Source organism: Corynebacterium lubricantis DSM 45231, assembly GCF_000379425.1.
In the GTDB taxonomy this organism is placed as follows: domain Bacteria; phylum Actinomycetota; class Actinomycetes; order Mycobacteriales; family Mycobacteriaceae; genus Corynebacterium; species Corynebacterium lubricantis.
In genome coordinates this window covers 26,423-51,761 of the sequence record NZ_KB902237.1, presented here as the reverse complement: position 1 = coordinate 51,761, position 25,339 = coordinate 26,423, and the positions used below count along the sequence as shown (strand labels likewise).

Here is a 25,339-nt window from a genome sequence, read left to right as displayed (position 1 = left end):
CCCCACAAATCTGCCCTACTTACACATTGCAGGCAGCACAGGGTACGATTTGGCAAGAATTGTGAAAGTCTTGAGATAAGGGAGTGGTCTGAGATGGCTGACAATCCACGTGCAGGTCGGTTGGCGAAGAGGATTCAGACGATCGTCGCTAGTGCAATTGAGCGCCAGATCAAAGACCGCCGGCTCGAACTCGTGACAATCACGGATACCCGCGTGACCGGTGACCTCCACGACGCAACTGTGTACTACACGGTCCGCGGCAAAACCATTGACGAAGAGCCGGACTACGAGCAAGCGGCGGAGGCACTCAATCGTGCCCGTGGCCAGCTGCGCAAGATCGTAGGCGACGATCTCTCGGTGCGTTTCACTCCGACTCTGGCTTTCGAGCTCGACACCGTGCCGGAGGCATCCGCCCGCATGGAGGAACTACTTGCGAAGGCGAAGGCTCGCGACGCAGAATTGGCAAAGCTCAAAGAAAACGCGCAACCTGCGGGCGATGCTAATCCGTATAAAACCGAAAGCGATGGTGAATAGATGGCTCGTTCCGAAATGGTGGATGCCGCGGGAGCAGCAGCCCTGCTCACCAACGCCGACTCGGTCGCCGTGATCACCCACGTGCAACCGGATGCCGACGCGATCGGTTCGGCAAGTGCGCTGTCACAGGCTCTCAAGCAGATGGGCAAGACTGTGTACACGCTGATCGGTCAACCCTTTGACTACCCAGAGAACCTAAATTGTATCCCTGGCTCCGAAGACGTTGCCTTGACGGATCAGCTCCCGGCGACAGATCTCGTTGTCACCGTGGATTGTGCCTCCCGCGACCGCACCGGCATGCTTGAGCCAGCAATTGCTTTGGTGGCGGAGAAGGTACTGGTTATCGACCATCACAAGTCGAACCCAGCCTACGGTGCATACAACATTATCCAAACGGCAGAATCCACCACGACGGTGCTGCGCGGCATTTTTGAGCACCTCGATGTCGAGATGGATTACAACCTGGCCTTTGCCCTGTACTCGGGTTTGGTCACGGATACGGGAAGCTTCCGGTGGGGAACTGAGCGAATGCATACGCTCGCAGCCGAACTCATGTCCTACGGGCTCAATACCCGCCAGATCGCCATGGATCTTATGGACGAGCTCACCTCGGAAGACATCCGCCTGATCGGTGAAGTCATGTCGGGTGTCCAGATCGTGGAACGCCACGGCATCAAGGTGGCAGTGCTGACCGCGGGCCACGATCACTACAGCAAGATGACTCAGTCGGCGGTTGAGATGCTCATCGATTATGTCCGCGTGCTGCGCGGCACCGATATCGGTGTTGTGTTCAAGGAAATTGATTACGGCTGGTGGTCGGTCTCGTTGCGTTCGGCGACCGTGGACGTGTCCAAGATCGCGGGCCGGCTCGGTGGTGGCGGACATGCGCCTGCTGCTGGATATTCCTCCAGTGGCACTCCCCAAGAGGTCGTCGATAAGCTGCTCGGCGCCCTCATCGCGCAGTGAGCACCCGCGCGAGCGACATCTCAGCGCGCACCATCTTCTCGCTCGCGTTCCCCGCTCTAGGCGTGTTGGCGGCTAGCCCGCTCTATTTGTTATTAGATACGGCCATTATCGGCCGGCTCGGAGCCGCAGAGCTCGCGGCACTGGCAGCAGGAACCACCGTGCAATCCACGGTGACGACCCAGCTGACCTTCCTCTCTTACGGCACCACAGCGCGCTCGTCGCGGCTCTATGGCCAAGGCAAACGCGACGAAGCCATCGCCGAAGGAGTCCAGGCCACCTGGGTCGGGATTGCTGTCGGACTGCTGCTGGCTGCCATCGTGTGGATCTTTGCCTATCCCATTGCTCTTGCACTCACCGGTGACCCAGCAACCGCAGAACGCACGACGTCGTGGCTGCATGTCTCTGCCTTTGCGATCCCACTGACCTTGATCGTGATGGCGGGCAACGGCTGGCTGCGTGGCATTCAAAATGTGCGGTGGCCACTCTATTTCACCCTGGCAGGTGTGATTCCGGGAGCGATTGCGATCCCAATTTTCGTCCAGTGGTGGGGCCTGGTGGGCTCGGCCGCAGCAAACGTACTGGGTGTGGCCATTACGTCGAGTTGTTTCCTAACCGCGCTGATCAAACAACACCACGGTGATTGGCGGCCGCGCTGGTCGATTATGAAACGGCAGCTGGTACTGGGACGCGATTTGATCATGCGTTCGTTGTCCTTCCAGGTAGCGTTCATTTCGGCCGCTGCGGTGGCCGCACGCGTTGGTGTGGTGGCGTTGGCAGCGCACCAGATCATGCTGCAGCTGTGGAACTTCATCACTCTGGTTCTTGACTCCCTGGCTATTGCCGCGCAGACGCTGACCGGCTCGGCATTGGGCAGCGGGAACGTCAACAATGCCCGGCAAGTGGGCACGAAGGTGACGTTCTATTCCACGGTTTTCGCCGCGGGCCTGGCACTAGTTTTCGGCATCGGTGCCCCGTGGATTCAACGCATCTTCACCACCGATGAGGCCGTACTCGAGCAGATGTCTACCCCGTGGTGGCTGTTGCTGGCCATGATCGTGGCCGGTGGTGTCGTCTTCGCCCTCGACGGCGTGCTCCTCGGCGCCAGCGACGCGGTATTTTTGCGCAATCTCACCATCGCCTCGGTGCTGTTGGGCTTTTTGCCGGGAGTCTGGATTAGCTATCTCGTCGACGGCGGACTGACCGGAATCTGGGTGGGTCTTTTGGTGTTCATCCTGATCCGCATGGTCGGTGTGGTGGTTCGTTTCCGTTCGATGGCCTGGGCCGTGGTAGACAAGTAGGGTATGACCACCACCTTGTGGGCCGTGTCGGATCTTCACGCCGCGGTCAAATCGAACCACGAGCGGATCGACACGCTTGTTCCGCCGAACCCGGATGATTGGCTCATCGTCGCGGGTGATGTCGCTGAGCGCTCAGAAATGGTCGTGCGCGTGTTGTGGGAGTTGTCTCGTCGCTACGCGAAAGTCATTTGGGTACCGGGCAATCACGAGTTGTTCTCGCGCAGCGCCGACCGGTTCCGCGGTCGCAACAAGTACGAGGAGCTGGTCCGAGAACTCCGCCAGATCGGGGTGGTAACCCCGGAGGACGATTATCCGGTCTTCGGAGACGTCACCGTCGTGCCCCTGTTTACCTTGTACGATTACTCGTTTCGCGGCCCCGGCATGAGCGTGGAAGAAGCCGTCGAATCCGCCAAGGAAAAGCAGATCATGATGACGGACGAGGTGGCCATTGCGCCCTTCGTCGACATCCGTGCGTGGTGCTGGGATCGATTGACGTACTCAATCAAGCGCCTTTCCAAAATTGACGGCCCCACCGTGTTGGTCAATCACTGGCCGCTCGTCCAGGAACCGACGCTGGGACTGCGCTGGGCGGAGATCGCGCTGTGGTGCGGCACTAGGCACACACGCGGCTGGGCGAAGCGCTATAACGCCAAGAAGGTGATTTACGGTCACTTGCATATGCCTTCCGAGATGCTTGTCGACGATGTCGTGCACGTGGAAGTCTCACTTGGCTACCCCAAAGAGTGGACCAGGCACGAACACGGCCTGCCATGGCCGTATCCGGTACTGGAGGTCAAGTGATGCAAGACCTCGAGTTGTTTCCCGCCAGCGCGCGCTACGTCTACATCCTCACCGACGAGGAAGAATCCGACCTGACGAATTTTTCCGAACTCGATCCGCTCGAGCAATACGTGGTCGCGCACTCCGTGGGCAGGCGTCGCGCGGAGTTCGGCGATGCGCGCTGGTGTGCCCACCGCGCTCTGCAGGAGTTGGGAGTAGATAATCCGGGGCCGATCCTGAAAGGGGAGCGCGGCATGCCGCTGTGGCCGAAGGGCTATACCGGCTCCATGACGCACACCGACGGTTTCCGTGCCGCCGTGGTCGCCCCGATTTCGCAGGTTCGCTCGCTGGGCATTGATGCCGAACCGGCGATGGAATTGCCCGCCGGGGTTCTGGACCAGATCGCTAGGCCAGGCGAGCGTCCACAACTCGAGGAGCTCGAGGCCCAAGGGGTGAACTTTGCCGACCGGCTGCTCTTCTGCGCCAAGGAAGCCGTGTACAAGGCCTGGTTCCCCATGACGCATCGGTGGCTTGGTTTCGATGACGCCGAGATCGATCTGCGTGCCGACGGCACATTCATCGCCTACCTGCTCGTGCGGCCCACACCCGTCCCGTTCATCGAGGGGCGCTGGGTCACCCGCAGCAAGTACGTGATCGCCTCGACCTACGTCCTATAAGGTCGACGGCCTGGCCACGAACACGGTAGACAGGCGCTTGCCCTTTTCGGCCACCAAGGCAACCACGCGCCCATCGGGCCCCACCGCGGCCTGGACTCCTTCGAGGCCGTGCGGCTCGAGCCATTTGCCCATCGCCAGCGCCTCGTATTCCGCGGCGGTGACATCGAAGGTGGGCCAGGCGCGCTGCATCGCCTCATCCAGGCTCATGGAAAACTCCGGCGCCTCCTCCAACTGCTCGAGCGTGCGGGCGGAATCGAGGGTGAAGGAGCCGACAGTCTCTCGTCGCAAAGCGATCAAATGCCCACCCACGCCGAGCTTCGCGCCGAGGTCGCGCGCGATCGCGCGGATATATGTGCCCGAGGAACAGTGCACGCGCACGTCCACATCCACGAGGCTCCCGTGGCGACGAATGTCTAACACATCGAAGCTAAACACCGTGATCTCGCGCGGATCGAGCTCAAACTCGACACCCTCGCGCACCAGCTCGTGCGCGCGACGCCCGTTGACCTTAATCGCAGATACCTTCGACGGGACCTGCATGATGGTGCCAGTCAGCTCGCCGATGGCGGTGCGCAGGGCATCGTCGCTTAGCGACGACGCATCTGCCTCACTGACCAGCTCACCTTCCGCATCCTCGGTGGTGGTGGCCTGGCCGAGCCGGATGGTCGCCGCATACGTCTTGTCGTGGGCAACGAAATGGGCGAGCAGCTTGGTGCCACGCCCAATACCCAGCACCAGCACGCCGGTGGCCATGGGATCGAGGGTGCCGGCGTGGCCGACCTTCTTCGTTTTGAAGAAGCGGCGCAGGCGGGAGACGACGTCGTGGCTTGTCATGCCGCCCGGCTTGTCTACCACCACAATGCCGGAATCAATTAGGGGATCGGTCATATTTCAACACTATGCCGTAATCTTTAAAACGTGGATATTTGGTACGGACTAGATGCAGTTCCCGAGTTGCCCGGGCGCACCGTGGTGACCATCGGTGTTTTCGACGGAGTGCACAGGGGACACCAGCGGCTGATTAAGCAGGCAGTGGAATTAGCACGTCAGGGTGGTCACGAGAGCGTTGTGATGACCTTTGATCCGCACCCGATCGAGGTATTTGCCCCCGAGCGCACCCCGACGACGCTGACCTCCTTGCAGGACCGCGCCGCGCTATTAGAATCCTTCGGGGTCGATCACATGCTGATCATTGACTTCACTAAGGAACTCGCTGGCGAATTGCCTGAGGACTATTTCCGCTGCGTCCTAGTGAACACGCTGAAGGCAACCCACGTGGTGGTGGGGGAGAACTTCACCTTCGGCGCCCAAGGCGCGGGCACCGCTGAGACCATGCGGGAACTCGGCTCGCAATATGGCGTGGACGTGACCGTGGTGGAGCTTTTGGTCGAGGAAGGCCAGCGGGTGTGTTCGACATATATTCGCGAACAGCTCAGCTCCGGTAATGCGGACGTGGCAGCTCAGGCATTAGGCCGCAACTTCACGGTGACCGGTGAGGTCGAACACGGTGCGGGGCGTGGAGGGACAGAGCTTGGGTATCCCACCGCCAACCAATATTTCTCCGAGTCCGAAGCGCTCCCGGCCGACGGTGTGTATGCGGGCTGGATCACCATCGTGGACGGCGAGGAGAAGGGGCCGATCGATGGAGACATGGTCCCTGGGGTGAAGTACCCGACGGCGATCTCGATTGGCACGAACCCCACATTTGGGGATAACGAGCGCTCAGTGGAATCGTTCATCCTGGATCAAAAGGCCGACTTATATGGTCGCATGGCCACGGTGGAGTTCGTAGAAAAGGTCCGTGACATGGTGAAATTCCATTCTGTCGACGAATTGCTGGAGAATATGTCCAACGATGTACAGAAAACGCGTACCGTACTTGGACTTAATTCCTAAAATAGGTCTACAGTAACGTCTTGGCTTTAATTGACTGCCGGATTTACTTTCACATTTCTTTTAAGGAGATAACTGCCATATGGCACGAAAGATCATTCTCGATCTCGACACGGGTGTCGACGACACGCTGGCCCTGGCCTACGCTTTGGGGTCCGAGGAGCTCGACCTCATCGGTGTCACAGGCACCTACGGCAACGTCCTCGTTGAGACGGGTGTGCGCAACAGCCTGGCAATCCTCGAGCTCTTCGGCCGCGACGACGTCCCAGTGTTCGCTGGCCCAGATCACGCACGCAAGCGTGACTCCTTCGAGGTTCTGGAAATCTCCGAGTTCATCCACGGACGCAACGGCATCGGCGAGGCAAAGCTGCCTGAGCCAAAGCGCCACGTAGAGCGCAAGTCCGCCATTGACTTCCTCGTGGAATCGGTACGCAAGTACGGCGATGACCTGGTGATTGTGCCTACCGGCCCATCCACCACCATCGCAGCTGCTATCGAAGCAGATGAATCCTTCGCCGAGAACGCCCACATCGTCATGATGGGTGGCGCGCTGACCGTACCGGGCAACGTCTCCGCTTGGGCAGAGGCGAACGTCAACCAGGACCCAGAGGCAACCGACCTGCTTTTCCAGCGGGCCAAGGACGTCACCATGATTGGCCTGGATGTCACTCTGCAGACCCTGTTGACCTCCGAGCACACCGCGAAGTGGCACGCACTGGGTACCCCGGGCGGCGATTTCCTCGCCACCGCCACCGATTACTACATCAAGGCCTACGAGACCACCTCTCCTCACCTCGGGGGCTGTGGCCTGCACGACCCACTGGCCGTCGCAGTCGCAGTCGATCCATCGCTGGTCACCACCATCGACGTCAACATGAAGACGGACGTGGAAGGCTGCACCCGCGGTCGCACCATCGCCGACGAAGAGCGCCTCAACGATCCGATCAAGACCGCCAAGGTTGCTGTCGCCGTTGATGCAGAGCGCTTTGTCGACGAGTTCATGGCGCGTCTGACAGCCCTGGCCAAGTAATCGGCCCGGTAGTTTTTGGTTAAACCGGTACCCATCGCGTAAAGTCTTTCAAGGTCTGTTGCATTCTTACTGTGGTCCACAGCGGTAAACGCAGCACAAAGACTTTTCCGATGAATGTGGACTGAAATAAACAAGGAGTACCCTCATGGCATTGAGCACTGAGAAGAAGGCTGAAATCCTCAAGGAGTACGGCGTTCACGAGACTGACACCGGTTCCCCAGAGGCACAGGTTGCACTGCTGACCTCGCGCATCAACACCCTGACCGAGCACCTGAAGTTCCATAAGCACGATCACCACTCCCGTCGTGGTCTGCTGCTGATGGTGGGTCGCCGTCGTTCCATGCTGAAGTACTTGGCTGAGAACAACGTTGAGCGTTACCGCGATCTGATCTCCCGCCTGGGCCTTCGTCGCTAAGCGAAGCCCTGCGTGTAAGCCGTCTCCCAAAAGGGAGGCGGCTTTTCTTATGAATTTAGTAGGGTTGAACTATGGACACCAAAAACATCATCAAGAATTCCGACCCTATTCGGCACGATGATCTGCGTGGCCTGGCACGGCAGCCCGGCCCTGCGGTTTCCTTCGTGATTCCCACCCACCGCGGCGGTCCCGAAACATTCACCGACTCCCAGCGCTTGCGGCCACTTCTGGGGCAAGCGCGGGAACGCCTCGCCGAGCGCTATCCCGAAACCGATGCCGAAGCGTTGCTTGCGCCGGTGGAAACGCTGGCCAACTCCGATCGATTCTGGCAGTCCCAGTGTGACGGCCTGGCCATTTACGTTCAGCCCGGGCACGCGCGCTACTTCCGCGTCGATCGCGACTACTTGCCGCAGGTGAGCGTCGGTGATCACCCCAACCTGCGACCGCTGCTCCCGCTTGTTACCTCGGACCTCGAATTCCTGCTGCTCGCCATGAGCCGCAACAAGGTGCGCCTATTTGCCGCCGACCGCGCCACGATCACGGAGTTACCTTTAGGTGAGCTCCCTGAGTCCTCCGACGATGTCGAAGGAGTCTCGACCCGCGAGCCGCAGCTGCAACACCAAAGCAGCGAGCTCTCCGGTGCGCACGGACACGGCCCCCGCGACTACAACGTGCTCAACGGATTCCTCCAAGCCGTGGGCAAGGCAATAGAAAAGCGCTTTACCGGCGATGGCCGCCCATTGGTGCTGGCCACGGTCGATGAATACCGCGGAGCGATCAGCAGCTACCTCAACAACGTCACCCTCCTCGACGACGTCGTCTCCGGCAACCCCGATCACCTCAGCGAGGTCCAACTCCACGAGGCGGCGTGGCCCATTGTCGCCAAAGAGAATAAAAAGCTTCACGACGATCTGGTGGGCCAGGTTGAGCAGGCGCTCGGCACCGGCCTAGCCACCAATGACCCGGCGCTGATCAGCCAGGACTCCGCTGCAGGACGCGTGGCAACTCTGGTTCTTGCCGAACGAGTGCTTGAGGAGACCGCACGCGCAGAAGACCTTGATGCGGCGATTGCACATACCTTGATCAATCGTGGCGTGATCGACGTGGTGCCGGAGCTGGCCGGAGGACACGGGGTCGGAGCCGTGTTCCGATACTAGCGGTAGTTGAACTGGCCAATAGGTGCGCTGCCTGCTAAAATGACGCGAGTTGCAAAAGTTCACTATTCGGCGACACCGATGATCGCCGGGATTAACCCCAAGGAAAGGGATCCATTTGAGCAACCATACTCCGAAAAACTCCGTCGATTTTCATGTAGACGAGGACTACGGAATCACCGAAGCCGTCGCCACCATCGATAATGGCGATTTCGGTACACGCACCATTCGTTTTGAAACCGGTCAGCTCGCCCGCCAGGCAGGCGGCTCCGTGACCACATACTTGGACGACGACAACATGTTGTTGGCCACCACCACTGCCTCGAACAACCCTCGCGAGGGTTTTGATTTCTTCCCGCTCACCGTTGACGTCGAAGAGCGGATGTACGCGGCAGGTCAGATTCCAGGTGGGTTCTTTCGTCGTGAAGGTCGCCCTTCCACCGAAGCCATCCTCGCTTGCCGTCTGATTGACCGTCCTCTGCGCCCAACCTTCGTCAAGGGCCTGCGCAACGAGGTCCAGGTTGTCATCACCGTCATGTCGCAGAACCCAGAGGATTACTACGACGTCGTTGCTATTAACGGCGCTTCTGCTGCAACCCAGCTCTCCGGCCTGCCAGTTTCTGGCCCTGTCGGTGGCGTGCGCATGGCGCTGATCGCTGACGATAAGCACCCAGAAGGCGAGTGGGTCGCATTCCCGAACCACACCCAGCACGAGCGCGCTCTCTTCGAGATGGTTGTCGCAGGTCGCATTGTTACCCGCAAGCGCGGCAACAAGTCTGTGGAAGATGTTGCCATCATGATGGTCGAGGCAGGCGCAGGCTCGAACGTTGTCGAGCAGGTCGCCGGCGGCGCACCAGCTCCAACCGAATCCGTTGTCTCCGAAGGCCTTGAGGCTGCAAAGCCATTCATCAAGACCTTGTGCGAGGCACAGGCTGGCCTTGCTGAGCGCGCAGCCCGCGAGCCACAGGAGTTCCCACTCTTCCCGTCCTACACCGACGAGGTGTTCAAGGCCGTGGAGAAGGCTTCCCGCAAGAAGCTCGGCTCCCTGATGACCATCGCCGGCAAGGCCGACCGCGACGATGCCACGAATGCGCACATGGAGCAGGTCGAAGCACAGCTTCTCGGCCAGTTCGAGGACGAGTTCGAGGATGCTTCCAAGCAGATCCGCGCCGCCTACAACGCCGTGATGAAGGACGTTGTGCGCAACAAGATCCTCACCGAGGAGTACCGCATCGATGGCCGTGGCACCACGGACATCCGCGACCTTGGTGTCGAAGTGGACCTCGTTCCACGCGCCCACGGTTCCGCTCTCTTCGAGCGCGGCGAGACCCAGATCCTCGGCGTGACCACCCTGGACATGCTCAAGATGGAGCAGCAGCTGGATTCCCTGCACCCGCAGAAGTCCAAGCGCTACATCCACCACTACAACTTCCCGCCATACTCCACTGGTGAGACCGGTCGTGTGGGCTCCCCGAAGCGCCGCGAAATCGGCCACGGTGCTCTCGCCGAGCGCGCCCTGACCCCAGTGATTCCTTCCCGCGAGGAGTTCCCGTACACGATCCGCCAGGTCTCTGAGGCGCTGGGTTCCAACGGTTCCACCTCCATGGGCTCTGTCTGTGCGTCGACTCTGGCGCTGTACAACGCAGGTGTTCCACTGAAGGCTCCGGTTGCTGGTATCGCTATGGGCCTCGTCTCTGGCGAGGTCAACGGCGAGACCGAGTACGTTGCTCTCACCGATATCCTCGGCGCAGAGGATGCGTTCGGCGACATGGACTTCAAGGTCGCAGGTACCTCCGAGTTCATCACCGCGCTGCAGCTGGACACCAAGCTCGACGGCATCCCATCCCAGGTGCTCTCCGATGCGTTGAACCAGGCCAAGGACGCCCGTGACGCGATCCTGGAGACCATGGCAGAGGTCATCGACGGACCCGACGAGATGAGCCCACTGGCTCCAAAGATCACCACGGTCAACGTCCCCGTGTCCAAGATCGGTGAGGTCATCGGCCCCAAGGGCAAGACCATCAACCAGATCACCGAGGACACCGGCGCGGACGTCTCCATCGAGGACGACGGCACCGTGTTCGTCTCGGCAGCCACCGGTGAGGAAGCTGATGCCGCGATCGCCAAGATCAACGCGATTGCGAACCCTCAGCTGCCTAAGGTCGGCGAGCGTTTCCTGGGCGCCGTTGTGAAGACGGTCGCCTTCGGCGCATTCGTGTCCCTGACCCCGGGCCGCGACGGCTTGATCCACATCTCCAAGCTCGGCGATGGCAAGCGCATTGACAAGGTCGAGGACGTGGTCAACGTCGGCGACAAGATCCAGGTGGAGATCGCGGACGTGGACAACCGCGGCAAGATTTCGCTGGTTCCAGTCAAGGACGATTAAGAGCATTTCGCTTGACGACGAAAAACTGGCCCGGATTCTTCTCCGGGCCAGTTTTTGTGTCTCTGGCTAATCTTCGATGTCGACAACCACGCGCGTCGGGTTCTCCAAGATGGTCACGGAGTAGGGGCGCTGCTTATCAAGCCCGATGAATACCTGAGTGTCGCCTTCAAAGACGGCACCGTGGGAAACTCCGGCGATATTGCCCGCCTTCAAGTCCCACGGACCGGGTTGGACCCATTGACTATTCGGGTCGCCCATCCCCATCGGGGTGCCGTGGATCATCAGCTCGAGGTAAGCCTGGCCAGCAACTTCCACAGGGTAACCGGAGGCCTGTTGGCGGGGTTCGTCGGTGTAGCCAGCATGGTAGCCGGGACTTCCCGTGCCCTCGTATTCAAAGACCACGCGGTCGAAGCCATTATGGCTGGCAACCCTGACGTCTTTAATGACGAGTTCGGCAAGCGGGGGTTCCGTAAACGACGTTGAACCGGTCACTGCGGTGCCCAGCATCCGAGTATCGGTATTTGTCGTCGTCGGCGCAGCCTCACCCGTGCTGGTCTGCGACGCCGAGGTCGTGCCGTTGGCTGAATCCACGTTGGACTCAACAGTTGTTTGGACCGTGCTGGTGGTTGTGCCTGCTGCTTGCTCGTTGCCACTATCGGAGCAACCCGCCAACACCAAACCCGTAACCAGTGGGAGAGCGATCAACGCAAGTGACTTCTGTTTCATAGTGCAATTTTAACGATTTCATCGCGATCTCACAGGGTGATCTGGGGAATCGTAAGAGAATCGTTGCAAGTAGGCTTAGGATATGGCTTCCACTCTCAGCGACCTTCGCGCCGCCCAACCGACGGTCTGGATCAACCCGGACCTCTCCTCGTTCCAGATCGCACAGGCCGACAACGACCTGACCAAAGCGGACATCGACGAGGCCGAGGCGCTCCTGATTCGCGCGGCCCCATGGCTGGCGGAAAACTTTCCCGATACCGAGGAAGGGATCATCGAATCGCCTTTGATGCTGTACGGCAATGTGTGGGTCAAGCTTGATTCACACTTACCCATCAGCGGGTCCATCAAGGCCCGAGGTGGGATCTACGCGGTGTTGAAACTCGCCGAGGACTTAGGCGGAACACTGGGAGACACCGAGTGGTATTCCAAGTACACAATCACGGTAGCCTCCACGGGAAACCTCGGGCTGTCCATCGGAATTATGTCGGCAGCGATTGGCTTCAACGTGGAGGTCCACATGAGCCGCGATGCCCGCGAATGGAAGAAACAATTGCTGCGTGAAAAGGGCTGCACCGTCATCGAACACGACGGAGATTTCTCCGCTGCTGTGGAATTCGCACGGGAGGCCTCCCAACACCCAGACACGTACTTTATCGACGACGAAAATTCGCGCGACCTATTTTTGGGCTACGCAGTCGCCGCGCGTCGCCTCAAGGAGCAACTGAGCCGCAACGGTGTGGAGGTCAATGCAGAGCACCCCTTACATGTCTATCTGCCCTGTGGCGTTGGCGGAGGACCAGGGGGTGTGCTCTTCGGGTTGAAGACCGAGTTCGGCGACAATGTCCACGGCTACTTTGTCGAACCCACGCACGCACCCTCGATGCTGCTGGGCATGGCCACCCAAATGTTCAACGAGATCTCAGTTGCCGATATCGGGCTGGACGGACGGACCATCGCGGACGGATTGGCAGTAGGCAGGACCAGCGCCTTCGTCGGCAAGCGAATGCGACGCCTCATCACTGCCTGCGTGACGGCCCACGATAAGACCTTCCTGCAGGATATGCGGCGCTTCCACGCCGCGCATGGAATATTTATTGAACCGTCCGCGGCGGCCGGATTCGCAGGCCACCGAGCTTTCGCCCATCTGCCCGGTACCCACCTTGTGTGGGCAACCGGGGGATCGACGGTGCCTGAGGACGAGCGGGCGGATTTGCTTGCGCTCTAGTAATCGGCGACCGGCTCGACGAGCTGGATGTAGTGGCCACAGGTGTCATCGAGCACGGCAATCTTGACCACACCCATGACTGTCGGCTCCATTTGAAACTCAACACCCTTAGCGCTGAGCTCGGCGAAGGTGGCATCGAGATCAGTGACGGCAAACTGGGTAAACGGCATGTTGTCGTTATAAAGCGCCTCGTTGAATACCTTGGACGCGGGGTGGCCGGTGGGCTCGAGCAGGAGCTCTACTCCGTCGGGGTCTTCTGGGGACACGAGGGTGAGCCAGCGCGCACCGCCAGCGGGAACGTCGTGCTTGACCTGAAAACCGAGGATGTTCGTGTAAAAATCGAGGGCCTTTTCCTGGTCGTCGACATAGATAGATGTGATGTTTATACGCATGGCCCTATTGTGCCGGAAAAACAATTCCGGCGGACACTGGGCACCGAGTTGAGGATTGTCTGCGTGAAACTAATACACTGGTCATCATTGCCGGTACACAATTGTGTGCCGAAGACTATAAAGGAGTGACACACATGGCAACAAAAGTTGGCGTACTGGGTGCAAAAGGCCGCGTCGGTTCGGCTGTAGTCAACGGCGTAAACGAATCGGACGACCTTGAGCTCGTCGCAGAGATTGACGCGGGCGACTCTTTGGACGCACTCGTCGCCGCAGGTGTCGAGGTCGTTGTGGATTTCACCACCCCCGCAGCAGTGATGGGCAACCTTGAATTCTGCATTGCCAACGGCATCCACGCCGTCGTGGGCACCACCGGCTTCGATGAGGAGCGCTACAACCAGCTGCGCACCTGGCTGGAGGCTCAACCCTCGGTGGGCGTGCTGATTGCCCCGAACTTTGCCATCTCTGCCGTGCTGGCCATGGCATTTGCGAAGCAGGCAGCACCTTTCTTTGAGTCGGCTGAGGTCGTGGAATACCACCACCCGAACAAGCTTGATGCCCCATCCGGTACCGCAGTGAAGACCGCCCAGGGCATTGCCCAGGCGCGCAAGGACGCCGGCATGGGACCTATGCCCGATGCCACCGAGCAGGCATTGGAAGGCTCCCGCGGCGCCAACGTCGACGGGGTCAGCGTCCACGCCGTGCGCATGACCGGCATGGTGGCACACGAGGACATCATCTTTGGTACGAAGGATCAGTCCCTGACCATCAAGCAGGATTCCTACGGACGTGACTCTTTCGTTCCAGGTGTTCTGACCGGTGTGCGTCAGGTTGATCAGCACCCCGGGCTGACCGTCGGGCTTGATTCTTACCTGGGCCTATAAAAGGGCCTTTCGTCTAGATCCACCTTAAAGAAAGGGTCTTTTATGGCAGAGGTCAAACACCTCGACGTCAAACTCATTGCCGCTACCCAGTTCAACGCTCCCGCTGACATCGACTGGAGTGCTGACGAGAGTGCCACCGATTCTGAGGCACTCGTCGAATTCGCTGGTCGCGCCTGCTATGAAACCTTTGACAAGCCAAACCCGCACACCCAATCCAATGAGTCCTATCTCAGGCACATCATGGAGGTGGGGCATACCGCGCTTCTCGAGCATGCAAGCGCCACCATGTACATTCGGGGCATTTCGCGGGCAGCAACTCACGAGCTGATTCGGCACCGCCACTTCTCGTTTTCGCAGTTATCGCAGCGCTTTGTGCCAACAGAGACCAATGAGATCGTCGTGCCTCCGCTGATTGCCCAGGATGAGGAACTCAACCGGCTTTTCCTGCGCGCCGCCGACGAGTCGCGGTTTGTGTACGAAGAGCTGTTGCACGCCCTAGAGGAGCGCCTCGAAGAAGAACCCAACGCGTTGTTGCGCAAGAAGCAGGCCCGCCAGGCTGCCCGCGCCGTTCTTCCGAACGCCACGGAAACGCGCATCGTTGTCAGTGGTAATTACCGCACCTGGCGCCATTTCATTGGGGCGCGCGCAGCCGAACACGCTGACGTTGAGATCCGTACTCTGGCAGTAACGTGTTTGCGTATTTTACAAGAGCAGGCACCGACGCTTTTCGACGATTTCCAGGTCACCAAGCTCAGCGATGGGTCCGAAATGGCAGCAAGCCCGTACGAAACTGCTTTATAAACGGCCTCGGGGGAGGGGGAGAAGTACTTTCCGAATCCCTTGCGGCGCACTAAAGTCGCAGTAAGAGGCAGATTGAATCTTAAATTGAGCTCAACTCCATAATTGTGCAACTGGTTCTGCCGGTGAAAATTCAGTTATCCCTGTTATCCCTGTTATCTCTGAAGACATAGACACACCGGCTGTTCGACGTAATTGCGCGACACTACTATCAAGAAGGTAATCTAAAGCGTCATGGGCATTTCATTGACAGCAAATACCGGAGCTGAGTACTTCGGAACCGTCGGCGTCGCCATGGTCACTCCTTTTGACCGTGACGGTGCCTTGGACGTAAACGCTGGTCGAAAGCTTGCTGCACACCTCGTCAGCAACGGCATCGATGCACTTGTCTTGGCTGGCACCACCGGTGAATCTCCAACGACCACGTTGGACGAAAAGGTCGCACTCATCAAGGCGGTTCGCGAAGAGATTGGCGATAGCGCAAAGATTATCGCGGGAGCTGGAACGAACAGCACCGCGACCTCTATCGCTGCAGCGCAAGCGTCGGCAGAGGCTGGCGCAGATTCACTCCTCGTGGTGACCCCTTATTACTCCAAGCCCACCCAAGAGGGTTTGGTGCAGCACTACACAGCCGTGGCGTCCGCGACTGATTTGCCTATTTGTCTGTATGACATCCCCGGTCGCTCGGGAATCCCAGTCGAGTCGGACACAATTCGCCGCATTGCAGAACTGCCCACAGTTAAGGCAATGAAAGATGCAAAGGGCAATATGTTCGAAGCCGCACCCCTGATCCAAGAGACAGGACTTGCCTGGTATTCTGGCGACGATCCGCTCAATGTGCCGTGGCTCGCTCTCGGCGCTACCGGCTTCATTTCAGTAGTCGGGCACGCTGCGCCCGCATTATTGCGTGAACTACGTACAAGCTTCGAGGAAGGCGACCTCGCCCGAACACGGGAAATCAATGCCAACACCATGCAGGTACTTGCTGTACAGCAAGCATTACTTGGTGGTGCTACTTTCGCTAAAGCTGCTCTGCGTCTGCAGGGCATTGAGGTGGGGGACCCACGTCTTCCTGTCGTCCCCGCGGACGATGCACAGATGGAGGTTCTCCGCCGTGATATGAAAAAGGCTGGAGTCCTATAAATATGAACGAACCACGTAATCGGCCACGTAAGGTCACCCGCAAGGCTGGCCCGCCGGAGGCCGGTGACCAGGCGCCTGTATTCCAGGCTCCGGACAACCAGGCTTCTCAAAAGCAGGAGACACAGAACCAGGAGAACTCTGGTCAGTCGTCCAACGAATCCCAAAAGGGATCCGGCAATAACGGCAACCGCGGAGGCAACAGTGGCCGTCGTGGCGGTCGCGGTCGCGGCAATGGTGGCGGCAACCGTCGCAACCCCGTGAAGTCGATGCAGGGTGCAGATATGACGAAGCGTCTTCCTGCACCAGGGAAGGCCCCAGCTAACGGTCTGCGCATTTACGCGCTCGGTGGTATCTCGGAAATCGGCCGTAACATGACCGTTTTCGAGTACAACGGTCGCTTGCTTGTCGTTGACTGTGGCGTGCTGTTCCCTTCGTCCGGCGAGCCTGGCGTGGATCTCATCCTGCCTGACTTCGGCCCAATCGAGAAGAAGCTGGACAAGATTGAGGCACTCGTCGTCACGCACGGCCACGAGGACCACATCGGCGCCATTCCTTGGCTGCTGAAGCTGCGCCCGGATATTCCGATCTACTCGGCTAAGTTCACCAACGCACTGATTGCGGCGAAGACGAAGGAACATCGTCAGCGTCCAAAGCTGCATGAGGTGAACAACAAGTCCGAGATCAGCGTTGGTCCATTCAATGTTCGTTTCTGGACCGTTGGTCACTCCATCCCGGATGCTCTCGGCCTGTCGATCCGCACCGGAGCGGGTCAAGTCATCATGACCGGCGATATCAAGCTGGATCAGACCCCGTACGACGGCAAGCCAACCGACCTTCCTGCGCTGTCTCGCTTCGGCGATGAGGGCGTCGATCTGATGATGTGTGACTCCACGAACGCCACCACCCCGGGCTTCTCTGAGTCCGAGAAGGGCATCGAGGAAAACTTCATTCGCCTCATCGGCGGCGCCAAGCAGCGAGTGATCCTGTCCTCCTTCGCGTCGAACGTGTCGCGCGTGCAGATGGCCGTCAACGCCGCTGTTGCCAATGGCCGCAAGGTCGCGTTCAACGGTCGCTCGATGATCCGCAACATGGAGATCGCCGAGAAGATGGGCCTGCTCAAGGCACCTCGCGGTACGATCGTCTCTATCGATGAAGCCTCAAAGATGGCTCCTCACAAGGTACTTTTGATCACCACCGGTACCCAGGGTGAGCCAATGGCTGCTCTGTCGCGCATGTCTCGTCGCGAGCACCGCCAGATCACGGTGCGCGATGGCGACTTGATCCTCCTGTCGTCCTCGATGATTCCAGGCAACGAAGAGGCGATCTACGCGGTTATTAATAACCTGGCGCAGATCGGCGCCACTGTTGTGACCAACAAGGATGCTCATATTCACGCAACCGGCCACGGCTACTCCGGTGAGCTGCTGTTCCTCTACAACGCGGCGCGACCAAAGAACGCGATGCCAGTCCACGGCGAGTGGCGTCACATGCGCGCGAACAACGAACTCGCAGTGTCCACCGGTGTGAAGCGCGAAAACACAGTCCTGGCTCAAAACGGCGTCGTGGTTGACTTGGTCAACGGTCGTGCGCAGGTCGCTGGCCAGTACCAGGTGGGTAACCTCTACGTCGATGGTGAAACCATGGGCGAAGTGGAAGCGGACGTTTTGGCGGATCGTACCAACCTCGCAGCTGGTGGCGTTATCTCCGTAACCTGTGTGATTGATTCTCGTACCGGCCGCTTGCTTGAGCGCCCGACTGTCTCAACCACTGGTTTCGCAGAAGACGACCGCAGCTTGGTTCCAGAGGTCGCGGAATGGGTAGAAAACCTCATGAACGACCTCGCGGCCGAGGGCGAGAATGACCCTTACCGAATGGTGCAGGCGCTTCGTCGTAAAGTGTCTCGTTCCATCGAGCAGAAGTACAAGCGCGAGCCTGTCATCCTGCCAACCGTCGTGCCAATGTCGGCCGACGATCACGAGCCAGTCGAAGACGACGAGATCGCAGCAGAGCGCGAGTCGCTCTAACCAAAAGAAACAATGCACCTCAGCTATGCTGGGGTGCATGTCTTTTGCTCAAGCAGAACGCGCTCGTCTCGCAGAAACTCTCCTCGATGTGGGCCCAGATGCCCCGACTCTGTGCGAAGGGTGGACCACGCGAGATCTCGCTGAGCACCTGTACAACCGGGAAAATCAGCCAACTTCGCACTTGGACAAGGTGGGCCAGCGGGCCCGGAACCGTGTGAAGAATTGGTCCTATGAACAAGTCGTCGCCGCGTGGGTGGCAGGCCCACCGAAACTTCTTCAACCCATCGACTCCCTAATGAATACCGCCGAGAACTTCGTGCACCACGAGGATGTCCGCCGGGGAGATGGTGTCGTGCGCGTACGTGATTTCAGCAAGGCCGTGGACAAGCAGTTGGCGAAGGCCGCTGCCCAGTTCGGCAAAATGCTACTGGGTAAGTCCCCGGTTCCGGTCATTCTTTCCCCGACCACGCTCCCTCCAATCACGGTGGCGGACCGCCGCGGTGTCACGGTACAAGGGGACAATGTGGTGCGGGTCATCGGGGAACCCGGCGAGCTTCTGCTCTGGGTGTTCGGTCGCGATGTTGTCGATGTTAAGCTGCAGGGCAGCCCTGAGCACATCGCACAGTCAAGGGGCAAAGCCTGACCAAGATCCTGTAAAAGTTTGCCACTGATCTCGGAGTGGCAGATGTGAAGAATGTGACAACTGGTACTAGTCTTAAAGCCATGTCTGTCAAAAGTTCTTCCTCGCGCAAAAAGTCGCGCCCGAGTACTGGGCCCAAAGCCCGTTCAGGCCAGTCGCGACAAACGCGCAAATCTTCGGCCCCTGCCGCGGTGACCCACCCACGCACGGGTGCGACGACTCAGCTCGCCGCAGAAACTTCTGACGAGCGAGTAGGCTCGGCGACGAAAGTCGTCGGCAGCACCATTAGTGCCATCGCGCGCAGTACCGCACGTGGCGTGGGCAAGGCAACGCGAGGTCTGGCAAACGTCGGGGGAAACTTCGGACGCAAGGACAAGGGCGACAATCTTTACGAGGATGACCAAGAAACACAAGACAAGAAGGAGACGCCCATCGCCCGCAGCAAGAAAGGCCACGAACCCGTCGCTGCAGATGACGAGGTAGACACTACTGATACCCCGAGTCGGGGAGAGGGCTCGCAAAGCGGCGATACCGCAGGGCTCATCCTGCTCGGCCTAGCCGCCATCCTCGGCGCCTCAGTCTGGCTTGATATCGCTGGACCAGTTGGCGCCGCCATCGCATCGGCAGTGCACCTAGTCATCGGTGCAGGTGCACTCATTCTGCCAGTCGCACTAGTGGCTATTGCGATCGTCTTGATGATGGACTTCCGCGCGGATTCCTCGACCAAGGTGCGGGTTGGTATCGGCGTTACCTTGATCGTGGTAGCTATGTTGGGCTTGGTCCACATCTTTGCGGGCAACCCTGCTTCGTGGGAAGACCGGAAGGTCGCCGGCGGCGCAATCGGTGCCTGGCTGGGTGGAAGCCTATCCGCCGGATTCTCTAGTTATGTGGCCGTACCATTGCTGATCTTGCTGATCATCTATGGTGCTCTCAAAGTCACTGGCATCACTGTGCGTCAGTTGTTCTCCGAAATCGGCGAGCTTGTCTCCCAGATGGGGTCCCGCAATTACACGGAGGACCCCGAAGACCCTGAGGACCTCGACCGAAACCGCGACGACATGTACGGACACGTCGACGATGAACTCAGCGACATCGCCGACGGCTCCCCACGCAGGGCACGGCCACGGGCCTCGACTCCGCGCGTCACGCGGCGCAAGCCAAGCCCGCTGGAGAACTACCCAGCGGATGAAGCGGAACAGCCGACGCTGTTCGGTCGAAGCACTTCGCCGAGCGACGAGTTCAACCCCGACGCGGAACCTGAACTCGAGGAAGAATCCACACCGGCTGCGCCTCCGAGCGCGCCGCAACGGGCAAGCACACGTCGTCGTCAAGCGAAATCTGCTCCGGCACCTGCCGTGCACGACGCTGACGACACCGACACGATCCCCGTTGTCGAGCACGACGCGGGCGATGCCGTCGCCTCCTCGCGCGAGGCGATGCGCCAAGCCATCATTGCGCGCTCCGGGATCGATGCGGGATCGGTGCCCGCGACCACCCCGAAATCGGAAGTGGACAAGGCGACCGCGGATGAGGCACCCAAGCCTGCCCGTCAGCCTGAGAGTGACTACACGTTGCCGTCGACGAGCCTGCTCACCCCGGGCCAGGTACCCAAGACCCGTACCGAGACCAACGACCGGATGATCGAGGCGATCACCGAGGTCTTCCACGAGTTCAAGGTGGACGCTCAGGTGACCGGTTTCTCGCGCGGGCCGACAGTGACTCGCTACGAGGTCGAGCTCGGCCCTGGTGTGAAGGTATCGAAGATTACTAACCTGCAGTCCAACCTGGCTTATGCCGTGGCCACCGACAACGTGCGCCTGCTGGCCCCGATCCCGGGCAAGTCTGCCGTGGGTATCGAGGTACCTAATAGCGACCGCGAGATGGTGCGCCTGCGCGACGTGCTGGACGCGCCAAAGATCCGCAATGACCAGGACCCGACCCTGATCGGTATGGGTAAGGACATTGAGGGCGAATTTGTCGCAGCAAGCGTCCAGAAGATGCCGCACCTGCTCGTGGCGGGTTCGACCGGTTCCGGTAAGTCGGCGTTTGTGAACTCGATGCTGGTCTCGCTGCTCACCCGCGCGACGCCTGATGAAGTACGCCTGATCCTGGTCGACCCGAAGATGGTCGAGCTGACCCCATACGAGGGCATCCCGCACCTGATCACTCCGATCATTACGCAGCCGAAGAAGGCTACCGCCGCATTGCAGTGGTTGGTCGAAGAGATGGAGCAGCGCTACATGGACATGAAGTCCGCGCGCGTGCGCCACATCAAGGACTACAACGCCAAGGTCCGTTTCGGCGAGCTGCAGGCGCCTCCGGGATCCGAGCGCGAGATGAAGCCGTACCCGATGATCATTTGCGTGGTCGACGAGCTTGCCGACCTGATGATGACCGCGCCGAAGGAGATCGAGGATTCCATCGTGCGCATCACTCAGAAGGCGCGTGCCGCCGGTATCCACCTCGTGTTGGCGACCCAGCGTCCGTCCGTCGACGTGGTCACCGGTCTGATCAAGACCAACGTGCCGTCTCGTCTCGCCTTCGCGACTTCCTCGCTGACCGACTCCCGCGTCATCCTGGATCAGGCTGGTGCCGAGAAGCTGATCGGCATGGGCGACGGTTTGTTCATCCCGCAGGGTGCCGGCAAGCCGCAGCGTATGCAGGGCGCGTTCGTCACCGACGAGGAGATTCAGGCGGTCGTCGAGGCCGCGAAGGATCAGGCCGAGCCGGATTACACCGAAGGTGTGACCGAGGAGAAGGCCTCCGAGAAGAAGGTCATCGACGATGACATCGGCAAGGACATGGACGATCTCCTCGAGGCCGTCGAGCTTGTGGTCACGGCACAGCTCGGCTCCACCTCGATGCTGCAGCGTAAGCTCCGCATCGGCTTTGCCAAGGCGGGTCGCCTCATGGACCTCATGGAATCGCGCGGCGTCGTCGGTCCTTCCGAGGGCTCCAAGGCGCGCGAAGTGCTGGTCAAGCCGGAAGAGCTAGAAACGATCATCTGGATGATCAAGGGCGCAGACCCGGCCGATGCGCCGAAGGAAGTCCGGGAGGAGCAATCGCTTTACGACGACGCGCCTGCCGGACCTGATTCCGAGCCTGATTCTGAGTACGACTCAGACTCTGATGACGATCACCCCCACATTGTTCAGGCCACGTACAACCCTTCGGGCGGGGCTTTCTAGGGATTGATAATTTCTTTCGGCGCCCCGGCGGGGAGCGTGCCGTGCTCATCCTTGTACGTGCGGGCATAGGCACGCACCGCGGTGGGCAGGGTCTCGTGAATGTTTTCTTTGCCAACTTTTTCAATGAATCCGGTCGGTTCCAGCTGCCGGTAGAGATCTTGTTTCACGCGCGCCATGGCGAAGACGATGCCCTCGGCTTCCAAGTGCGAGCGCAACTTTTCCAGGGCATCCACCGCTGTCAGATCAATCTCGGTGTTGGCCTCTGCGTTGAGCAGGAAGCACTCCACTGGTTGCTGCGAATTGTCCACTGCCTCCAAGGCGCGCTCGACGAAATGGTCAGCATTGGCGAAGAAGAGCGGAGAATCGTAGCGGAAGACAACCAAGCCCCGGATGGGTTTGGCGTCGTGGTAATCGTCCAAACTGTGCATTCCGGGCACCCCGGGTGCGTAGCCCAATACATCCGAATTGGGTGCCGTAATTCTGCGGATGAGGTCGAGGATGGACAAGACGACTGCTACCCCGATTCCGACCAACACGTCGTAGAAAACTACGGCAAGCGCGGTCGTGGCTGTGATGATTAATTCGCTGCTGCGGAATCGGCCGATCCGCCGCAATTCCGCCACGTCAATGAGCTGGGTTGCTGCGTAGATGACTAGAGCACCGAGTGCGGCCTGCGGGAACGAACCCAGAATCGGCCCCGCAAACATCAGCACCATGACAACGAGTGCGGCAACGATGAGGGAATGCACTTGGGTTTTTGCGCCAGCCGCGTTGCCCAATACGGTGCGGGAACCACTCGATGAGACCGGAAATCCCTGGAAGAAGCCGTTGGCAACATTGGCGATACCTAAGGACAAGAGTTCTTGGTTCGGATCGATGGTGTCGTCTTTTTTGGAGGCGAAGGCACGCGCCGTCAAGATATTGTCGGAGAAACCCACGATGGCAATACCTACGGCATAGGGCAGCAGCGACCAGATCTCTATGTTGCCGAGGTCCGGGATTCGCGGTGCTGGAAGCCCCTGCGGTACTGCACCAATGACCTCGATTCCAAAGCGATCGAGATTGAAAAGCGCGATGGCTGCCGCTGCCACTAGCAAGACAATCAGCGCTGTGGGAGCTTTGGGGGCCAGCCAATTGCCGAGGTAGAGAAACACCAAGACGACAAGTGCGAGGACCACAGTCGGCAGATGTGCCTCGCCGATCTGGGAAAAGAAGGACGTGACTTCCTGCCAGACTGTATCCCCCTGGACATCAATCTTTGTCACTTTGCCCAACTGGCTCACGATCATGAGTACCGCGATACCAATCAAATAGCCCACCAGAACTGGGCGGGAGAGCAGGCGCGTGAGAAACCCGAGACGCGCAACATAGCCGACGATACAGACGATGCCGACGGCAATAGCAAGAAGCGCGGCAACTTCGGCATAGCGCTCCGGGCCTCCTGCTGCGCTGACGAGAGCACTAACACCGGCCGCGGTCATCAGCGCGGTCGTGGACTCGGGGCCCATGGACAACTTCTTCGAAGTGCCGAACAGGAAGTAGATCACCAGTGGGGCAAGTGCTGCCCATAAACCCACCACTGCTGGCAGCCCGGCGATCACTGCATATGCCATTACCTGGGGGACAAGGTAGGCAGCTACCGTAATTCCAGCGATGATATCTCCGCGCAACCAAGCTTTCTGGTAGGTGCGAAGGGTGGTGATTCCCGGGAGGAAACGTTCCCACACCGGCTTTTGTTTAGGCATGTCTCAAAACTAACAGAATAAGGCCACTGTCCTGCGGAAACCGTCTAATCCTGTATGTCAAAGGTGCAAATATTACCAAAATATTGTAAAGTTGGGCCGTATCGTGGAGGGGAGTACCCCACAATCGGTGTTGGCCGTCAACACGGATTTGGATCGCTTTATTTTAGAGGCAGTTCGAACCCGGCCACACCGGCCTAATTAATTTTGGGTGGGAGAGACCTCCGGTCATACCAATTCAACGTATCTACGACCGGAGGACGCTTTATATGTCTGTTCCATTCTGGGTCTGGGCCATCACAATTGTTGTGATCGCCGGATTCTTCATCTTCGACTTTTATTCGCACGTGCGAACTCCCCATGAACCCACCTTGAAGGAATCTGGGTTCTGGACCATCGTCTATGTCTCCATCGCATTGCTCTTTGGCGTGATCGTGTGGATCGTCTGGGACGGCGAGCACGGCATGCAGTACTTAACCGGCTACGTCACTGAGAAGGCCTTGTCGGTGGACAACTTATTCGTGTTTGCCCTGATCATGGGCGCATTCAAGATCCCCCGTAAGTACCAACAAAAGGTGCTGCTGCTGGGCATTGTGATCGCCTTGATCTGCCGCCTCGTCTTCATTCTGCTCGGTGCAGCAGTTATCGAGGCCTGGTCCGATGTGTTCTACCTCTTCGCTATCTTCCTGCTTTACACCGCAATCAAGCTCTTTTACGACGAGGCCACTGACCAGCCAGAGACCGACCCTAACGACATGGCCATTATCAAGTGGCTGCGTAAGGTCGTTCCGGTTACTGAGTCCTACCACGGCGATAAGCTGACCACGAAGAACCACCTGGGCAAGTTCGCTCTGACCCCGTTGTTCGTTGCGCTGCTCGCGATTGGCCTGGTCGATGTGATGTTCGCATTCGACTCGATCCCTGCGATCTACGGCATCACTTCCGAGGCGTACCTGGTGTTCACCACCAACGCGTTCTCCCTGATGGGTCTGCGTCAGATGTACTTCCTGCTCGACGGACTGCTCGATCGTCTGGTCTACCTGGCCTACGGCCTCGCAGCGATCCTGGGCTTCATTGGCGTCAAGTTGCTGCTACACGCTCTGCACGAGAACAACCTGCCGTTCATTAACGGTGGCGAGAACATTGCGGTCCCTGAAATCGGAACGACAACATCACTGTTGGTGATCGTGGGCATATTGGTGGTCACGGTCATAGCCTCGCTGATCAAGGACAAGCGCGACGAGGCCCAAGGTGGTCACCGCGGCCCAGCAACGCGCATTGACTACGACGATCACGGTAACCGTCGTCGGGTCGATAGCGCTGGTCGCCACCTCGAGTGGATCGATGATCCCGCAACCTCCGGCAAGGGCGATCACACGGCCACCGGATCCCGGGAAACGGATCACTTGGAGCCAGAAATCCACCCGGATTTCAAAGACGACTAAAA

22 protein-coding genes are annotated in these 25,339 nt (G+C 59.2%); 18 read left to right on the top strand and 4 right to left on the bottom strand.

Annotated elements, in window-relative coordinates; genetic code table 11:
- Positions 1–93: 93 nt before the first annotated feature.
- The 5 genes from rbfA to A37O_RS0113345 are packed head-to-tail and all read left to right on the top strand — an operon-like array spanning position 94 to position 4,255.
- Positions 94–534 (top strand): 30S ribosome-binding factor RbfA, encoded by a 441-nt coding sequence (gene rbfA / locus A37O_RS0113365; RefSeq protein ID WP_018298014.1) that lies wholly within the window; start codon positions 94–96, stop codon positions 532–534.
- Complete coding sequence (locus A37O_RS0113360; RefSeq protein WP_018298013.1) at positions 535–1,500, top strand: DHH family phosphoesterase; 966 nt, start codon at positions 535–537, stop codon at positions 1,498–1,500. It begins immediately after the preceding gene.
- On the top strand, positions 1,497–2,798 hold the full coding sequence (locus A37O_RS0113355) for an MATE family efflux transporter (protein ID WP_018298012.1): 1,302 nt from the start codon (positions 1,497–1,499) through the stop codon (positions 2,796–2,798). Before A37O_RS0113360 ends, A37O_RS0113355 begins: the two co-directional genes overlap by 4 nt.
- Positions 2,799–2,801: 3 nt before the next feature.
- Positions 2,802–3,599, top strand: coding sequence for a metallophosphoesterase family protein (locus A37O_RS0113350; RefSeq protein WP_018298011.1), 798 nt, complete (start codon positions 2,802–2,804; stop codon positions 3,597–3,599).
- Positions 3,599–4,255, top strand: coding sequence for a 4'-phosphopantetheinyl transferase family protein (locus tag A37O_RS0113345; protein WP_018298010.1), 657 nt, complete (start codon positions 3,599–3,601; stop codon positions 4,253–4,255). The genes A37O_RS0113350 and A37O_RS0113345 overlap by 1 nt, the downstream gene beginning before the upstream one ends.
- Here the strand turns inward: A37O_RS0113345 and truB are convergent.
- Positions 4,250–5,143, bottom strand: coding sequence for a tRNA pseudouridine(55) synthase TruB (truB, locus tag A37O_RS0113340; protein ID WP_018298009.1), 894 nt, complete (start codon positions 5,141–5,143; stop codon positions 4,250–4,252). The two genes, A37O_RS0113345 and truB, sit on opposite strands and share 6 nt — an antisense overlap.
- 30 nt (positions 5,144–5,173) lie before the next feature.
- Between truB and A37O_RS0113335 the strand changes: the two genes are divergently transcribed.
- The 5 genes from A37O_RS0113335 (at position 5,174) to A37O_RS0113315 (ending at position 11,133) form a co-directional block, all read left to right on the top strand.
- Positions 5,174–6,151, top strand: a complete 978-nt coding sequence (locus tag A37O_RS0113335; RefSeq protein ID WP_018298008.1) for a bifunctional riboflavin kinase/FAD synthetase — start codon at positions 5,174–5,176, stop codon at positions 6,149–6,151.
- 79 nt (positions 6,152–6,230) lie between these two features.
- A complete protein-coding gene (locus tag A37O_RS0113330; RefSeq protein ID WP_018298007.1) occupies positions 6,231–7,178 on the top strand; it encodes a nucleoside hydrolase in 948 nt (315 codons plus the stop codon).
- A 145-nt stretch (positions 7,179–7,323) separates the two neighbouring features.
- The gene (gene rpsO / locus A37O_RS0113325; RefSeq protein ID WP_018298006.1) at positions 7,324–7,593 is read left to right on the top strand and encodes a 30S ribosomal protein S15; all 270 of its coding nucleotides are present in this window, start codon (positions 7,324–7,326) and stop codon (positions 7,591–7,593) included.
- 71 nt (positions 7,594–7,664) lie between these two features.
- A complete protein-coding gene (locus A37O_RS0113320) occupies positions 7,665–8,750 on the top strand; it encodes a baeRF3 domain-containing protein (RefSeq protein WP_018298005.1) in 1,086 nt (361 codons plus the stop codon).
- Between the two features lie 115 nt (positions 8,751–8,865).
- On the top strand, positions 8,866–11,133 hold the full coding sequence (locus A37O_RS0113315; protein WP_018298004.1) for a polyribonucleotide nucleotidyltransferase: 2,268 nt from the start codon (positions 8,866–8,868) through the stop codon (positions 11,131–11,133).
- 66 nt (positions 11,134–11,199) lie between these two features.
- Here A37O_RS0113315 and A37O_RS15530 read toward each other — a convergent pair whose 3' ends face one another.
- Complete coding sequence (locus A37O_RS15530; RefSeq protein ID WP_018298003.1) at positions 11,200–11,859, bottom strand: AMIN-like domain-containing (lipo)protein; 660 nt, start codon at positions 11,857–11,859, stop codon at positions 11,200–11,202.
- Between the two features lie 82 nt (positions 11,860–11,941).
- On the opposite strand from A37O_RS15530, the gene A37O_RS0113305 reads away from it, so the two are divergent.
- Entirely contained in the window at positions 11,942–13,084 is a 1,143-nt protein-coding gene (locus A37O_RS0113305) for a D-serine ammonia-lyase (protein WP_018298002.1), read from the top strand.
- Here A37O_RS0113305 and A37O_RS0113300 read toward each other — a convergent pair.
- On the bottom strand, positions 13,081–13,476 hold the full coding sequence (locus A37O_RS0113300) for a VOC family protein (protein ID WP_018298001.1): 396 nt from the start codon (positions 13,474–13,476) through the stop codon (positions 13,081–13,083). The genes A37O_RS0113305 and A37O_RS0113300 overlap by 4 nt on opposite strands.
- A gap of 134 nt (positions 13,477–13,610) precedes the next feature.
- Between A37O_RS0113300 and dapB the strand changes: the two genes are divergently transcribed.
- The 6 genes from dapB to A37O_RS0113270 all read left to right on the top strand — a co-directional run bounded on the left by dapB (position 13,611) and on the right by A37O_RS0113270 (position 22,150).
- Entirely contained in the window at positions 13,611–14,357 is a 747-nt protein-coding gene (gene dapB / locus A37O_RS0113295) for a 4-hydroxy-tetrahydrodipicolinate reductase (RefSeq protein ID WP_018298000.1), read from the top strand.
- A gap of 42 nt (positions 14,358–14,399) precedes the next feature.
- Positions 14,400–15,158, top strand: coding sequence for an FAD-dependent thymidylate synthase (thyX, locus tag A37O_RS0113290; RefSeq protein WP_018297999.1), 759 nt, complete (start codon positions 14,400–14,402; stop codon positions 15,156–15,158).
- A gap of 231 nt (positions 15,159–15,389) precedes the next feature.
- Entirely contained in the window at positions 15,390–16,298 is a 909-nt protein-coding gene (gene dapA / locus A37O_RS0113285) for a 4-hydroxy-tetrahydrodipicolinate synthase (protein ID WP_018297998.1), read from the top strand.
- A gap of 2 nt (positions 16,299–16,300) precedes the next feature.
- On the top strand, positions 16,301–18,322 hold the full coding sequence (locus A37O_RS0113280) for a ribonuclease J (protein WP_018297997.1): 2,022 nt from the start codon (positions 16,301–16,303) through the stop codon (positions 18,320–18,322).
- Positions 18,323–18,359: 37 nt separating this feature from the next.
- Complete coding sequence (locus A37O_RS0113275; protein ID WP_018297996.1) at positions 18,360–18,965, top strand: TIGR03085 family metal-binding protein; 606 nt, start codon at positions 18,360–18,362, stop codon at positions 18,963–18,965.
- 80 nt (positions 18,966–19,045) lie between these two features.
- Positions 19,046–22,150, top strand: coding sequence for an FtsK/SpoIIIE family DNA translocase (locus tag A37O_RS0113270; RefSeq protein WP_018297995.1), 3,105 nt, complete (start codon positions 19,046–19,048; stop codon positions 22,148–22,150).
- Here the strand turns inward: A37O_RS0113270 and A37O_RS0113265 are convergent.
- Entirely contained in the window at positions 22,147–23,895 is a 1,749-nt protein-coding gene (locus tag A37O_RS0113265; RefSeq protein ID WP_018297994.1) for a SulP family inorganic anion transporter, read from the bottom strand. The two genes, A37O_RS0113270 and A37O_RS0113265, sit on opposite strands and share 4 nt — an antisense overlap.
- Positions 23,896–24,161: 266 nt before the next feature.
- On the opposite strand from A37O_RS0113265, the gene A37O_RS0113260 reads away from it, so the two are divergent.
- Positions 24,162–25,337, top strand: coding sequence for a TerC family protein (locus A37O_RS0113260; RefSeq protein ID WP_018297993.1), 1,176 nt, complete (start codon positions 24,162–24,164; stop codon positions 25,335–25,337).
- Positions 25,338–25,339 lie beyond the last annotated feature (2 nt).

Bases quoted from the DNA above. Each gene is read 5' to 3' on its own strand.
- rbfA (WP_018298014.1), top strand. From the start codon at position 94: ATGGCTGACAATCCACGTGCAGGTCGGTTGGCGAAGAGGATTCAGACG.
- A37O_RS0113360 (WP_018298013.1), top strand. From the start codon at position 535: ATGGCTCGTTCCGAAATGGTGGATGCCGCGGGAGCAGCAGCCCTGCTC.
- A37O_RS0113350 (WP_018298011.1), top strand. From the start codon at position 2,802: ATGACCACCACCTTGTGGGCCGTGTCGGATCTTCACGCCGCGGTCAAA.
- A37O_RS0113345 (WP_018298010.1), top strand. From the start codon at position 3,599: ATGCAAGACCTCGAGTTGTTTCCCGCCAGCGCGCGCTACGTCTACATC.
- truB (WP_018298009.1), bottom strand. From the start codon at position 5,143: ATGACCGATCCCCTAATTGATTCCGGCATTGTGGTGGTAGACAAGCCG.
- A37O_RS0113330 (WP_018298007.1), top strand. From the start codon at position 6,231: ATGGCACGAAAGATCATTCTCGATCTCGACACGGGTGTCGACGACACG.
- rpsO (WP_018298006.1), top strand. From the start codon at position 7,324: ATGGCATTGAGCACTGAGAAGAAGGCTGAAATCCTCAAGGAGTACGGC.
- A37O_RS0113320 (WP_018298005.1), top strand. From the start codon at position 7,665: ATGGACACCAAAAACATCATCAAGAATTCCGACCCTATTCGGCACGAT.
- A37O_RS15530 (WP_018298003.1), bottom strand. From the start codon at position 11,859: ATGAAACAGAAGTCACTTGCGTTGATCGCTCTCCCACTGGTTACGGGT.
- A37O_RS0113305 (WP_018298002.1), top strand. From the start codon at position 11,942: ATGGCTTCCACTCTCAGCGACCTTCGCGCCGCCCAACCGACGGTCTGG.
- A37O_RS0113300 (WP_018298001.1), bottom strand. From the start codon at position 13,476: ATGCGTATAAACATCACATCTATCTATGTCGACGACCAGGAAAAGGCC.
- dapB (WP_018298000.1), top strand. From the start codon at position 13,611: ATGGCAACAAAAGTTGGCGTACTGGGTGCAAAAGGCCGCGTCGGTTCG.
- thyX (WP_018297999.1), top strand. From the start codon at position 14,400: ATGGCAGAGGTCAAACACCTCGACGTCAAACTCATTGCCGCTACCCAG.
- dapA (WP_018297998.1), top strand. From the start codon at position 15,390: ATGGGCATTTCATTGACAGCAAATACCGGAGCTGAGTACTTCGGAACC.
- A37O_RS0113280 (WP_018297997.1), top strand. From the start codon at position 16,301: ATGAACGAACCACGTAATCGGCCACGTAAGGTCACCCGCAAGGCTGGC.
- A37O_RS0113275 (WP_018297996.1), top strand. From the start codon at position 18,360: ATGTCTTTTGCTCAAGCAGAACGCGCTCGTCTCGCAGAAACTCTCCTC.
- A37O_RS0113270 (WP_018297995.1), top strand. From the start codon at position 19,046: ATGTCTGTCAAAAGTTCTTCCTCGCGCAAAAAGTCGCGCCCGAGTACT.
- A37O_RS0113265 (WP_018297994.1), bottom strand. From the start codon at position 23,895: ATGCCTAAACAAAAGCCGGTGTGGGAACGTTTCCTCCCGGGAATCACC.
- A37O_RS0113260 (WP_018297993.1), top strand. From the start codon at position 24,162: ATGTCTGTTCCATTCTGGGTCTGGGCCATCACAATTGTTGTGATCGCC.